Source organism: Nonomuraea sp. NPDC052129, from assembly GCF_040680095.1.
Lineage (GTDB): Bacteria > Actinomycetota > Actinomycetes > Streptosporangiales > Streptosporangiaceae > Nonomuraea.
The window spans coordinates 1-12,122 of record NZ_JBFAVX010000069.1 but is presented as its reverse complement, the minus strand read 5'-3'; the positions used below and the strand labels follow the sequence as shown (position 1 = coordinate 12,122).

The following is a 12,122-nucleotide window of genomic DNA, read 5'->3' as shown; positions in this document are numbered from 1 at the left end:
GTGGCCTTCCTGGCCTCGGAACAGAGCAGCTACGTCGTCGGCGCGAACATCTACGTCGACGGTGGCACGAACCAGATCTGAGCAGGCACCACACGGTGGGTGGCATCTGAAGCGTCCCACGGTCGTGCGGAAGCACTCGGCCTTGTACAGGCCGTTGATCGTCTCCATCAGGGCGTTGTCGTACGCGTCGCCCACGGGCCCGATCGAGGGGCTGATGCCCTCCAGCGCGAGCCGCTCGGTGTAGTGGATGGACGTGTGCTGGGCGCATGCGAGGGGTCGTCGCAACACGGGTGATCAATCGCCGGCGGCGTTCAGCATGGCGAAGCGGTCACCGCTGAGCGTCCTTCCGTGGTCGGCCGGTCCGCCCTGGAAAGGACGCCCGCCACTCGGCGTCCCGGCTGGCTAGCCACGGCGGGGCGACACGATCGCGGCCTTCATCCTGTGGGTGCCTGAAACTCGGCCGTTGGGGTTGACCTGGGGTTCGGCGTTTCTGTTCTGGCGGACATGATCGCTGTTCATGGCGTTGCGGTTGCTTTATCTGATCTTCGTTCGGCTTGCGGGTTGGCTGGTGCTGTTGGGGCGGTCGCAGAGGTCGGAGGAGGCGGAGATTCTGGCCTTGCGTCATCAGCTCGCGGTGTTGCGTCGGCAGGTGGCCAGGCCTCAGCTGGGGTGGGCGGATCGAGCGATGATCAGCGCGCTGGCGCGGCTGCTTTCTCTGGAAGGTCGTCGGCGGTTGATCGCCGGGGAACTCGCCGCTCTGGGCTACTGGGCGGGGCCTCCACGGTGTGGCTGATCTTGAAGAAGGCCGGTATCGATCCGGCGCCACGACGCGCGGGGCCGACCTGGAGTGAGTTTCTGCGCGCTCAAGCAACGGGGATCTTGGCATGCGACTTCTTCCATTGCGACACCGTGCTGTTCAAACGCCTGTATTGCCTGGTCGTCATGGAAATCAGCACCCGCCGGGTGCACGTCCTCGGCCTCACCGAGCATCCGACCGGGCCCTGGGTTGCGCAGCAGGCCAGGAACCTGATGATCGAGCTGGGGGACAGAGCGGAGGGGGTCAAATTCCTCATCCGCGATCGAGATGCCAAGTTCACCGCCGTGTTCGATGAGGTCTTCGCGGCTGTGGGCGTCACGGTGATGAAGACGCCGCCACAGACACCGAGGGCGAACTGCTATGCCGAGCGGCGGATCCGGACGGTGCGCGCCGAGTGCACCGACCGCATGCTGATCTACGGTGAACGTCACCTGCGCTCGGTACTCGACGAGTACATCGATCACTACAACGGCCACCGACCTCACCAGTCGCGCGGCCAACGGCCACCCGATCAAGACCGACTTGTGGTGGTGTCCATGGAAGGCCGGATCGAACGCCACGAGATACTCGGAGGGGCGATTAACGAGTACCGCCGAGCCGCTTAGCTTGATCGGCGAAACCCCAGATCAGGCCATACATGCGAGTTTTGAAGCGGTACAGGTCCTGCTGCGTCCCGTCCCGGATCTGATCACTGATCCCGAGCGAATCGCGAGCTTGACCATCCGTCGGCGAGACCGGCTCGGCGGAGTCCTCCACGAGCACTCACATGCCGCTTGAACCGCATGGATGGAATTTTCGGCAGGCGCGCAGAGCTGGTGCTCGAAGCCCTGGCCGCCGGCGGCGGGGTGGCGGCTCTGTCAGCGTCGCACGAGGCGGTGGCCGCCCACCGCGGCAACAACTACCTGCCGTTGTGCGAGCAGTACTACAAGTCGCACCGGATCACGGCGATCGCGCATGAGCTCGCGGACACGCGCCGGGGGTACGCGATGTCGTCTATCGCGTCGTGCTGGCCGCCGCACCGCGCGGCGAGAACGCCGTGCCCGGGATCGCCACTACGATCCCGGGCACTTCACGGCTCAGCGGCAGGCGATCCAGCCGCTGGTCGCATGGGGCTGATAGAAGCTCGCGGCGCTGCTGGCGGTCACCTTCACGCAGCGGTTCCTGCCATAGACCTTGACCGGCCCGGCATAGCGCTTGAAGTTGCCGCTGTCCTTCCGCCAGCCACTGGACTTGCTCCTGATGCCCACGCTGATCCGGCTCTTGTCCGTGACGCCGGGGAGCCAGACGTTGACGGCACAGTTATAGCCGGTACGCGAGTCGTAGTAGAGGTAGACCACGCTGATCGGCATTTCGAGCCCATTCTCGAGCTTGTCGCTGCGAACTACTTGGCCCGAGCATCCATAGGCGCCGGCGTTCGCGGCAGCCGGAGTGCCGGCGACGACACCTGTGGCGACGAGCACCGTGGCGGCCACGGTAAGGACGCGTTTGATGATCACAAAATCTCCTGACGCAATGAGGGGTATCTGTTCCTGCAGAGGTTCAGCGCGGGCGCGCTCTCCGGTTCGCGGCGGGCCCCGCGTCGACGGTCGAGAGGCTGGATGCCTCCCCCCGGATGGCGCTCAACGCTCCTTCCGTGCCACGCGCAGCGCGGCGCCTCGGAAGAGGCGGCCGGAGCGCGGTGTAGTACATGAGCGCGAAGAACGCCACGAGATGCCGTTACTGGATGGGGACCTGGAGGTCGCGGAACGGGCCGATCTTGACCTTGAGGGTGCTGGCGGTATCGGGCAGGGCGAAGAGGTTCCAGAACTCGCGGGTCTGGCCGGGTGCGAACTTCTCGGTGCTGATGCGGACGCCGGAGACGTCGGTGCACGCGCAGTAGTAGTCCGTGCCGTTGTCGGTGGGGACTTCCAGGCGGGCGGGTCGGTATTGGCGGCGGGCGGTGACGTCGGTCAGCCGGACGTTGCTTGCGGCCTGGTATTTGTAGGCCTCCCAGTCTTGGGTGTGGTGGAGGTCGTTGAACCAGGTCTCGGCCGATCCCTTGTTGGTGATGTTGTAGGTGAGCAGGCCGAGGCCGCCGGGCAGTCGGCGCAGGCCGGCGATCTCCATGGTGATGGGCTGGCCGTCGGCCTTGGTGGTGGCGGTCAGGTCGGTCGCGCCGGGAGAGGTGGTGGCCGCCGGTTGCTGGGTGGGGGGCTGGGGTTTGGGGAAGGTCACGGTGACGCGGCGGTTGCGGCGTTTGCCTTCATCGCTGTCGTTGGCGTACAGCGGGCGGCGTGAGCCGTATCCCTTGGCCTGGAAGCGGACCCCGTTCCTGGTCAGCTGCGCCGTCAGGGCGCGTTGTACGGCTTGGGCGCGGCGTAGTGACAGGGGGTCGTTGATGGCGTTGTTGCCGGTGGCGTCGGCGTGGCCCGCGACGGTGACGACGGTGGCGGGGGAGGTGTCGATGAGTTTGGCGGTGCGGGTCATGATCGCTTTGGCTTGGGTGGTGAGGGTGGCCTTGTTGACCGCGAACAGTACGTCGGAGGAGAGGTTGACCTGGAGGTCTTTGCCGTCGTCGGCGGTTTCTTCGGATTTGTCGAGGGATTCGGAGGGGAGGATGAGGCGGCGGGTGAGCGGGGTGACGGGTTGGGCGTCGGGGTCGGGGAAGTCGCCGGTCGGGGGTTGGTCGTTGATGGGCACGTTGAGTATCGGCGGGGACACGGGGGTGACGACGGTGGTCGTCGCGGGGTTGCCTGATGGTGCGGGCAGTACCGCGTAGAGGGTGATCGACTGGCCGGGGTCGATGAAATGGTCGAGGCCGTCGCGTTTCTGGTCGGTGCAGAGGCAGGGGGAGTCGGCGGGTTTGTAGGGGAGGATCCAGGTGCGGGCCTGCGCGTCGAGGACGCCGATGCCGGAGGCCCACTTCATGGCGCCTAAGGGGCGGGTGCGGTCGCCCATGTCGGCGGCCCAGGACACCTTTTCTGTGCCGGTGTTGGACAGGCGGATCTGGGCGATGAGGTGCTTGCCCTTGACGCGGTTGAGGCCGACGACCTCGACCTTGAGGTCCGGGGTCTCGGTGCCGCGGGTTTCGGCCAGGGCCGGTCGGGTGTCTTGACCAGACGCTGTGGCGGTGGCGGGCGGAGCGCTGGTGGCCGGGGCACTCGACGTCGGCGCGGTGGTGGCGGGTGGAGGTGCGGGTTCCTTCGTCGGCAGCACTCCACATCCGGCCGTGGCCAGCGTGAGTACGGCGCTCAAGGCCAAGATCCGGCTAGGCACGGGGGAGAACGTATCCCGTCCGAAATATCGGCGCTCAGGTCGCGTGAGGGCGCTGTACACACCCCGACCTGAGGTGTTCCGCCCGTCAGTCGCGCGCATGCGACACCACCAGGAACCAGCCCGGAGCTACCACGTCCATCACCGACTTGACGATCGCGTGCGGGTCATACTCCTGCGAGCGAGAGCCGGTAGCGATTGCACCGGCGAGACCGGCGGCAAATCCTGCGGCCCGTAGCTTTATTCGCATTAGAGACTCCTTTTCGGATGGCCTTGGGTAATACGTGCATAGTGGGGACGGCAAAGTGCGGTCGTTACTTACTCAATGCGAATTCGTAGCAGCCATGCGGGGCTGCCCCAGTCCCACTTGTGGTAGGTGACGATTCCAGCACCCGTCATGTCGCGCCCGCGCTGCCTGCAGCCTTCGTACATGGCGTAGTTCGCGAACGGCAGTCACACGGATTCGATCGAGGTCTGGACGTGAATTCGCTGCGTTGATGCCGCCCGAGCGGCCGTGGTGGTGATGAGAGCTCCACCGCACATCAGGACGGCCGCCGACATCAGCATCGTGGCTGACTGTGCCACTCTGCGTCACGTGCTCTTCCTCTCCTGGGCGCGCACGGTCGATCGCGTCACGCACCCCTCTTTCTCCGCATGGGCATCAGGACCGGCGCGTCGCCCATCTATGGCCTGCCGGCGTTTCGGCACCCACACGCTGAGGACAAGATCGCCCACGCGGCTCCGGCAAGGCCGGTCTCCGTTCGGATCATACTATACGGTATAGTACGGAACGTACGCATAGTGAGCAATTCATTACCTCGGGAGAGACGTGTCAGCATTGCCCGATCCGGTTTGGCCGGTCGTCGTCCTAGCGATCATCCAGGCCGGGGACGCCGTCATGTGCATCAAGCCCGTTCCGTTCATCGCCCAGTGCTTCGAGGACGTGAACTGGCCGCGACGTTACTGGTGGATCATGCCACCGCTGAAGTTCGCCGCCGCGGCCGGTCTGATCCTGGGCATCTGGCTGCCGTATCTCGGTGCCGTGACCTGTGCCGCCCTCGTCCTCTACTTCATGGTCGCCATCGCGATGCACATCGCGGCCCGAGACTTCGGCCGTAACCTCTTCCTCAACGCCACCGCCATGCTGCTGATCTGCATCGCGGTCGGCGTCTTCAGCTTCATGGCATGAAGCTCGCATGCGCCTCGGCGAGCACGAACCACTCCATACCCGATGGTATGTTTGCCGGATGAGCACGGCACGAGACCGGTGGCTGAACGAAGGCTTGAAGGTCCTCGCAGAAGAAGGCGAAGCAGGGATTCGAATCGACCGGATCGCCGCTCGTCTTAACCTGTCGAAAGGGTCGTTCCACCATCACTTCGATGGCGCCGAGGGATACAAGAAAGCGCTTCTCGCTCATTTCGAGCACCTGTCGATCGAAATGTTCGAGAATGCAATTTCCGAGGCCGGTGAATCGGCTGGTGCCCGGGTTATTCTCGCACGGCTGACGAAACTCGTCCGCCCTGGCGGCACAGGACTCTATCGTCCAGAACTCGATATCGCAGTGCGGGCGTGGGCGACATGGGATGCGGATGTGCGTGCCGTGCAGACCCGCCTTGACGAGGCCAGACTGTCCGCACTTCAGCGGGTGTGGCGATCAGTCGTCGCCAGCGACGAGGAGGCCCGGACGGCGGCCCTGTTGCCCTACCTGCTCGCGGTCGGAGCAACTGTCGTCTTTCCCCCCATTGACGCTGACCAGCTTCGCGACCTCTATGAAATCCTCCTCCCCCTCGTACCGGACAGCTCCAGCCAGACACGGGGCGGCACGACGTCATCACCGTGACCTGGCCATGCGCTGGCCCTTCATCTTTTGACGATGTTCAGCCCTGATCCCGCCGGGGCGTAAGCCCTGGTCGTCCCGTCACTCGCGAGCAGGTGCCAGTGTGACCACGGTGCCGTCGTCATCGGTCCTGCCTCTCTCCGGCGCCGATTACTTCACGTCTCGTGCGGTGGTCACTGTGGGCCGGCAGGATCAGCCGGCCCACAGCCCGGATGAAGATCAGATACAGCAGACGGAAGCACATGGGGGGCGAGGATAAACCGCAGGTCAACTCCCATGCACGAGTATTGGCGCAGCGCAGGGGCTCGTATCGGGCTTCACAACATTTCCGCAATCCGGAAGCAGAACATCCGGAACCTAATATGCGAAGGATGACCGGGCCCATCGCCCAGGTTCGCGCGGCTCGACTCCCGATGTGGCGGAGCTGATCAGTCGGTGATCGCCTGGCGTCTGCCCCGAGGCGTGCTAAACGATCTACAGCGCTCGACATGAGCCCGACAGTCCATCAAGTCGGAGCGGTTCATCCTGCCGTCTTGACCTCAGGCCCTCCACCGATAAGGAGTCACGTGCTCATTTCCGTTGTCGCGGCCCTCGGGCTAGGCGCGGCCTCCGTCCTTGATGGACACGATCGAAGCGGTCTGGAACCTCTTGTGCCCCTTGCCGTCCCCCCCAGGACCAAGCTGAACACCCGGCGACTCCGCGGTGGACGTCCGCCGACGCCGGAGTGGCGCTGACACCGACGCCCAGACCGACGACAACGGCGGTGGAGGCGGCGACGACGGTAGGGGACGACGCCTCCGACGGCCGACAGCACGGAGGTGACACCGACAGCCGCGACGGCCGGCGGGCTGAATCATCCCCCGTTGGGAGTCCCTTCGCAGGGCCAAGGCGTGACGCCGTGAGCGCGGACGCCACCCCCGGTGATCCCGGCGGCGTGCCGGCGGGGATGTCCACCTCCCTGCCATCGGACGGCCGCCAATCCCAGCGAACTTTGTCCAGGCTCCGTCCAAAGGACCGGGCTTGGTCATTGGACGGAGCCAGTGGGAGGAAGAGAAACGCGCCACCGCCAGCCACCGGTAGTCGACACACGAGGAAGGTGAACAGGACGTGGAGACGCAGGGCTCCAGGAAGCGACGAGGGCGACAGCCGACTCGGCCCAATCCCGGCTCAGGGCCGACAGGGGCGTTCGCCGACAAGCTGGTGCAGCTGAAGCAGGCGGCCGGCGACCCGTCCTACGCGGAGATGGCCTCCCGGCTCGGTGCGGCGGCCTCGAAGTCGTCCCTGGCCAGCGCCGCACAAGGACGCAAGCTTCCAACGTGGGAGACAACCTGGGAGTACGTCCGGGTCCTGGCGGTCGACCGCCAGGGCGGCGACCCGGAGAAGACCCGGCAGGAGTGGCGGGACCTCTGGGAGCGTGCCAGGGCGGACAGTTCCCTTGCCGGCATGGGCACCGTCGACGGGACGCAGGATGAGGCGACGCCGCTTGACGCGGAGGCGGATCCGGCTCTCCCACCCCGGCCTGCGCAGCGCAGCCGTCTCCTCTTCTACGTGGTGGCCGCGGCCACAATGGCGGTGGCTGGAGCGGTGTTCTTCACGTTGGCCACGAAGGCGCTCCGAAACAATCCCCCGCCCCCGGGGCCGATGATGAGCCCGGCTCCCGTGGACAACTCCGAATTCGTGGCCGACGTCACGTACCCAGACGGTTCGAAAGTGCGGCCGGGCTCTTCCTTCAAGAAGGTATGGAGAATTCACAACACAGGAACGGTCGCCTGGGAGGGCCGGTTTCTGGCACGTGTCAACAAGTCCCCGTGCCGGTCGCCGGAAAAGGTGACCATACCTTCGACGGCGCCCGGCCAGACAGTGGACATCGTGGTGCGGGTGAAGGCGCCGGATAAGCCTGGGAACTGCCGCGTCTACTGGAAGATGACCGATGCGCAGGGCCGAGTGCTGTTTCCGCTCAAACGCGGGGTGTTCCTAGACGTCCAAGTGGGCCCGTCCTGACCTGCGATTTCATTTGTCCAACCACGCTTTGGACGGGCTCTGGACATAGATTCCTTGGTCGGCTGGAGGGTCGGGTGTCAGCATGGTGGCCAAGGCGCGATACGACGCCTTTCCCATTCAGACGCACGAATATCCGATCACGGGAGAAACGAAAAGTGACCAAGGTAAAGCGTTCGCTGGCCGTCGGCGTCGGCGTAGGCGTGATTTCCGTACTGGTGTCGATCGGCGGCGTTGCGGAGGCGGCGGCCTCCTCCACGTTCACGGCAAGCGGAGCGAGGGTGGTATGCAATGCCCCTGGCACTGGCAACACGACCGTCTGGGGAAAGTGCTGGAACAACGGGAACAGGACCGGTAAGGCTCGCCTGGTGTTCTGGTGCAAAAATATGATCGGCAATGGTTCCCAGCAGAAGAGCACCGGCTGGAAGAGCATCAAGCCCGGCAAGACGGTCAAGTTCGTGGGTGAGTGCACGTTCAAGGCCCGCAACCCTGACTTCCAGACCCGCTGACCTCACGTGGGTTCCGCGTTACTTGGTGACATCGAACGCTGCGTGCATGCCCGCGGCGTAATGCCCCGGGAAGTTGCACAGCAGCTCGTACCGTCCAGGGTGCAGCGTCAGCGTCACCCAGCCCGCGGAGCCCGGTGCGATGCCCTGGCCCTCGCCTCCGCCGCAGTTGCGCGACGCCTCGCCGTGGCTGCCCTGTCCCTGCCGATAATGTCATCCGTGTAGGTCATCGGGCTTCCGTGACCGCTACCGACATGCGCCGGCCTTGGCGTTCGAATGGGCAGGGCAACGGCAGGATGGTCACTTGTGCTTCTTCGACTGGCTTACCTGGCCGCCACGAACGTCCTCCCCGCGCTGAGTCTCAGTGTTCGTCTTCAGCCGCTACCGAAGGCAGGCTAGCTAGCGGTCTTGGCCTGAATGCCGGTTGCAGCAGGGGAAACAGGCTGTCGAGTTCAGCGGCGAGAATGCGCGCAATGTCTCTTGCCCGGCGGAACGAGTGGCCGGCCCCTGGAATGACCATCAAACGTGTGATGTCCGGATTCCGGCCGGAGAGTGCGCGGACCTGACCGAGGGGAGTGACGGCGTCCGCATCTCCATGGATCAAGAGCAGCGGGCGCGTGAAGACGAAATCGTCTGGGTGGCCTGCCAGGAGTGCCGCGTGATGTGCCTGGAATTTGGGCGCGCTCTGGCCCCAGACGTTCGGGTCGATGATCGCGGATCTGGCTATTCCGGCTTGGAACACCTCTGTCGAGGACAGCGCGGACAGCACCGTGAATCCACCCGCGCTGGCGCCCCAGATGGCGATCCGGTCGCGGTCGGCCAACCCTGCCGCCGCCAGGTGAAGGGCGGCGTCGGCGCAGTCCGTGGCATCGATCCTGCCCCAGCGCTGGCGCAGTTGAAGCCGGTATGCGCGTCCGTATCCGGTACTCCCGCGATAGTCGATGTCCGCGACAGCGAACCCATGGCTGGTGAAGTACTGGGCGTGGAGGTCCAGCCGTAGCGGCCAATTCGAGCTCGGCCCCGGGTGCGCTCGGATAAGGAGAGGCGAGGGCTGATCGGCTGCGGTCGCCGGAGGATGGTAGAGCCCGTGTGCTACAGCCCCGTCCCGGGTGGGGAACGTGAAACGCTGCGGTTGGGAGAACGAGCGGCGGCCCTCTGACCACCCCGCCGACGCCAGCGTGCTGATCGAGGTTTCCTCCGCACCGACTCTGGAGATCTCCGGAAGCCTGCTGGGGCTGGAGGCGATCAGGATGACATCATTCCCGGTCACGGCCATGTAGGGCTTCATCGAGGTGTACGGCATCGCGACCCGGTTCATGACCCCGCTTCGCGACCAGGTGGCGAGGTGGTGCTCGGGTCCCTGCTGGACAATGGCTATGATCCCGTTCTCTTGTACGGCGTACGTTCGATAGCCGAACTCCCATGGGGCGGCGGCGAGCTCGAATTCTCCGCTGACTACGGGAACGCACTTGTCGTCTCGCCACGCGTACAGGTTCCACCAGCCTGATCGGTCAGACACGAAGTACAGAACCCCGTCGGGTCCCCACTGCGGCTGGCAGACCGATTCGTTCTCGCCCCCCGCGATGAGCTGCCGGTTCACGAGCGTTCCATCGGGCTTCACCTCGGCGAGCCACAGCCAGGAGCCGTCCCAGGGCATCAGCGGGATGTCCCACGACACCCATGCCAAAAGCAGGCCGTCCGGGCTCGGCGTGGGGGACATGTAGAAGTCACGTCCAGAGGCGATGACCCGAGGTTCGGCTGAGCCGTCGATCGGCAAGGAGATGAGCTCGTTGTGGACGGCGTCGGGTTCGTGCCGTTCGCGGACGCATACCAGCCTCCCAACTTTTCGAATCAGCCGCAGGTCCGCATAGCGCAGCGCGTGAGGCGTTTCGGGGACGGGCGTCACCGGGAGAGGAGTCCGACCCTCCTGACAGTGGTAGATCCGCTGGTCGGCTGCGTTGCAGAACCACATCCCACGGCAGTCGGCGACGTACGCGCCCCCTCCGTACTCGTGCACGTAGGACGCGGCATGCCAGCCCTTCGGCAGCACATCCCGCCGACCGGCCCTCGGAGACCACCCGACCAGGACGTCGCCCTCCGGCCTGCCCTCGATCCAGTAGACGGTGTCGCCCACCGACTGCAGCGCGTCGAAGGACACGGCAGCATGCGCGACGGGATCAGCCGTAATCCGACTCACCCTTTCCATGATCGGACGAACTCATCCAGATCACGAACCGCAGTCGCGTGGCCGTCAGCCGCCATCCGATCCCGGAACTGCTTCACTCGCCCGACGCCGGAGACCGAGCCGCGCTGAATGAGCACGCCGACCGCCTCCCGCGCGATCCGGACGGCTTCCTCCGTCTCTCCCCGGCGCGCCAGGGCTTCTGCCAGATCCACGCTGATCTCGGCCCGTCGGCGCACGCAAGCAGGTGGCACTCCATCGAGGGCCTCTTCGAAAGCCTGTACCGCTCCGAGTGGGTCCCCGAATGTCAACAGGCAGGTGCCCTGATACCCCAGCAGACGCCGGCGATCGAAGAGGTACATCCACTCGTCGCGGGCTTCACCGTCGAGGTCCATGGCGTCGTGCGCGCGCCCCAACTCCACGCGCGCCTCCTTGCCGTTGCCCGCACGAGCCAGGGTCGTGGCATGTACGGAGTGGAACCATGACATCGTCACCGCGCTCACCGTGCGGCATGCCATGTCCAGTGCTGTCGCCGCGTGCCGGATCGCGTCATCGGTGCGTCCGGCGGCGTCCGCGGTGAGGGCCTGATATGCGACCACGTACGCACGCAGGCCGAGGTTGTGAGCTTCGGCCAGCGCGTGTGCCGCAGTCGCATAGCGATGCGTCATCTTGTAGTGGTCACCCAGGTCGTACCAGATCCAGGCGGAGAAGCCGGCGGCTTCTCCGGCAGCGGAGGCGACGCGTCGGCGGAGAGAGTCGGTGCAGGGCGCGTCGAGGAGAGAGAGCAGCACGCCGAGATGCCCGTCGACCGAGGCCAGCATCTGCGCGGAGGTCAGTTCGTGGTAGAGGTGGCGCTGGTGTGCGGTGATGGCCTCGACGTCGTCGACCACGGCAGAGGTGATCGTCGAGACTTTATTGCTACAAGCTAGAAGCCGTCCCCAGTCCGCCAGGGGTTCTGAGCCTGCGAATCCGGCTCGCCGGGCTGCCTCGTTGCTGTGCCGTACGTGAGCCTGCTCTCTGATGACGCCCGGCAGCATGCCGCAGAGGAGACCACCGGTTCCCAAGGCCGAGTCGCACGAGTTGATCACGGATTCAGAGGGAGTGACAACGCCTCGTTCCACCGCACCCAGATGCTGCCAGGAGTAGCCGGTCATCTCGGAGAGCCGCATCAGCGTGAGGCGGTGCGCCTCCCTCAGCTCACGCAGCTTGGCACCGAGCGCGGAGAGGAGGGACGCCCCCGGGTCGAGTGCCTTCCCCGGGCGTCCGCGACTCTGCTCTCTATGCGTAGTCACCTGTGCACCTCCCGTTGTCTTTGCTGCTCGTTGCCAGCAAATCAGGCGTTGCGATGTGCTGTCAGCACGTTGAACAGGCCCGATTCCCGGAATTGCCGCAGGGCCACCGATGTCGTCGATTCGATCGATCCGTCGATGGCTAGGGGGTATCACTCTAGGTGTGGAAATGATCACCGAACGTAGACGGAAGTCTGTAAAGATCATTCACCATCTCGGGGGAAAACACGATCATGTCCA

General features: G+C 65.3%; 13 protein-coding genes and 1 pseudogene. 7 read left to right on the top strand and 7 right to left on the bottom strand.

From position 1 onward, the window contains the following. Complete coding sequence (locus tag AB0L53_RS58825; RefSeq protein WP_364015697.1) at nucleotides 1-81, top strand: hypothetical protein; 81 nt, start codon at nucleotides 1-3, stop codon at nucleotides 79-81. 54 nt (nucleotides 82-135) lie between these two features. Here AB0L53_RS58825 and AB0L53_RS58820 read toward each other — a convergent pair. Beyond that, a pseudogene (locus AB0L53_RS58820) lies at nucleotides 136-264 on the bottom strand (IS3 family transposase); the annotation flags it as partial. Nucleotides 265-517: 253 nt separating this feature from the next. Here AB0L53_RS58820 and AB0L53_RS58815 point away from each other — a divergent pair. Both AB0L53_RS58815 and AB0L53_RS58810 read left to right on the top strand, forming a co-directional pair. After that, a complete protein-coding gene (locus AB0L53_RS58815) occupies nucleotides 518-793 on the top strand; it encodes a hypothetical protein (protein ID WP_364015691.1) in 276 nt (91 codons plus the stop codon). Then, on the top strand, nucleotides 784-1,422 hold the full coding sequence (locus tag AB0L53_RS58810; protein ID WP_364015688.1) for an integrase core domain-containing protein: 639 nt from the start codon (nucleotides 784-786) through the stop codon (nucleotides 1,420-1,422). Before AB0L53_RS58815 ends, AB0L53_RS58810 begins: the two co-directional genes overlap by 10 nt. Nucleotides 1,423-1,893: 471 nt before the next feature. Here the strand turns inward: AB0L53_RS58810 and AB0L53_RS58805 are convergent, their stop codons facing one another. The 3 genes from AB0L53_RS58805 to AB0L53_RS58795 form a co-directional block, all read right to left on the bottom strand. Further along, the gene (locus AB0L53_RS58805) at nucleotides 1,894-2,313 is read right to left on the bottom strand and encodes a hypothetical protein (protein ID WP_364015685.1); all 420 of its coding nucleotides are present in this window, start codon (nucleotides 2,311-2,313) and stop codon (nucleotides 1,894-1,896) included. 220 nt (nucleotides 2,314-2,533) lie between these two features. Continuing rightward, nucleotides 2,534-4,072: an OmpA family protein gene (locus tag AB0L53_RS58800; RefSeq protein WP_364015682.1), complete on the bottom strand. Its 1,539-nt coding sequence runs from the start codon at nucleotides 4,070-4,072 to the stop codon at nucleotides 2,534-2,536. 85 nt (nucleotides 4,073-4,157) lie between these two features. Continuing rightward, nucleotides 4,158-4,319: a hypothetical protein gene (locus AB0L53_RS58795; protein ID WP_364015679.1), complete on the bottom strand. Its 162-nt coding sequence runs from the start codon at nucleotides 4,317-4,319 to the stop codon at nucleotides 4,158-4,160. A 579-nt stretch (nucleotides 4,320-4,898) separates the two neighbouring features. On the opposite strand from AB0L53_RS58795, the gene AB0L53_RS58790 reads away from it, so the two are divergent. The 4 genes from AB0L53_RS58790 (at nucleotide 4,899) to AB0L53_RS58775 (ending at nucleotide 8,414) form a co-directional block, all read left to right on the top strand. Beyond that, on the top strand, nucleotides 4,899-5,258 hold the full coding sequence (locus AB0L53_RS58790) for a DoxX family protein (protein WP_364015676.1): 360 nt from the start codon (nucleotides 4,899-4,901) through the stop codon (nucleotides 5,256-5,258). A gap of 58 nt (nucleotides 5,259-5,316) precedes the next feature. After that, nucleotides 5,317-5,910 carry a TetR/AcrR family transcriptional regulator gene (locus AB0L53_RS58785; protein ID WP_364015673.1) on the top strand — a complete coding sequence of 198 codons (594 nt, stop codon included), beginning with the start codon at nucleotides 5,317-5,319 and terminating at the stop codon, nucleotides 5,908-5,910. Between the two features lie 1,197 nt (nucleotides 5,911-7,107). Continuing rightward, on the top strand, nucleotides 7,108-7,908 hold the full coding sequence (locus AB0L53_RS58780) for an NBR1-Ig-like domain-containing protein (RefSeq protein ID WP_364015671.1): 801 nt from the start codon (nucleotides 7,108-7,110) through the stop codon (nucleotides 7,906-7,908). 155 nt (nucleotides 7,909-8,063) lie between these two features. Continuing rightward, nucleotides 8,064-8,414 (top strand): hypothetical protein, encoded by a 351-nt coding sequence (locus tag AB0L53_RS58775; protein ID WP_364015668.1) that lies wholly within the window; start codon nucleotides 8,064-8,066, stop codon nucleotides 8,412-8,414. A gap of 18 nt (nucleotides 8,415-8,432) precedes the next feature. Here AB0L53_RS58775 and AB0L53_RS58770 read toward each other — a convergent pair whose 3' ends face one another. The 3 genes from AB0L53_RS58770 to AB0L53_RS58760 all read right to left on the bottom strand — a co-directional run bounded on the left by AB0L53_RS58770 (nucleotide 8,433) and on the right by AB0L53_RS58760 (nucleotide 12,089). Further along, nucleotides 8,433-8,555 (bottom strand): plastocyanin/azurin family copper-binding protein, encoded by a 123-nt coding sequence (locus AB0L53_RS58770; protein WP_364015694.1) that lies wholly within the window; start codon nucleotides 8,553-8,555, stop codon nucleotides 8,433-8,435. 217 nt (nucleotides 8,556-8,772) lie between these two features. Beyond that, nucleotides 8,773-10,569 carry a prolyl oligopeptidase family serine peptidase gene (locus tag AB0L53_RS58765; protein WP_364015665.1) on the bottom strand — a complete coding sequence of 599 codons (1,797 nt, stop codon included), beginning with the start codon at nucleotides 10,567-10,569 and terminating at the stop codon, nucleotides 8,773-8,775. A gap of 35 nt (nucleotides 10,570-10,604) precedes the next feature. Beyond that, entirely contained in the window at nucleotides 10,605-12,089 is a 1,485-nt protein-coding gene (locus AB0L53_RS58760) for a helix-turn-helix transcriptional regulator (protein WP_364015662.1), read from the bottom strand. Nucleotides 12,090-12,122 lie beyond the last annotated feature (33 nt).

Excerpts from the sequence above, each read along its gene's own strand:
- AB0L53_RS58760 (WP_364015662.1), bottom strand. The coding sequence starts at position 12,089 with ATGATCTTTACAGACTTCCGTCTACGTTCGGTGATCATTTCCACACCT.
- AB0L53_RS58795 (WP_364015679.1), bottom strand. The coding sequence starts at position 4,319 with ATGCGAATAAAGCTACGGGCCGCAGGATTTGCCGCCGGTCTCGCCGGT.
- AB0L53_RS58815 (WP_364015691.1), top strand. The coding sequence starts at position 518 with ATGGCGTTGCGGTTGCTTTATCTGATCTTCGTTCGGCTTGCGGGTTGG.
- AB0L53_RS58785 (WP_364015673.1), top strand. The coding sequence starts at position 5,317 with ATGAGCACGGCACGAGACCGGTGGCTGAACGAAGGCTTGAAGGTCCTC.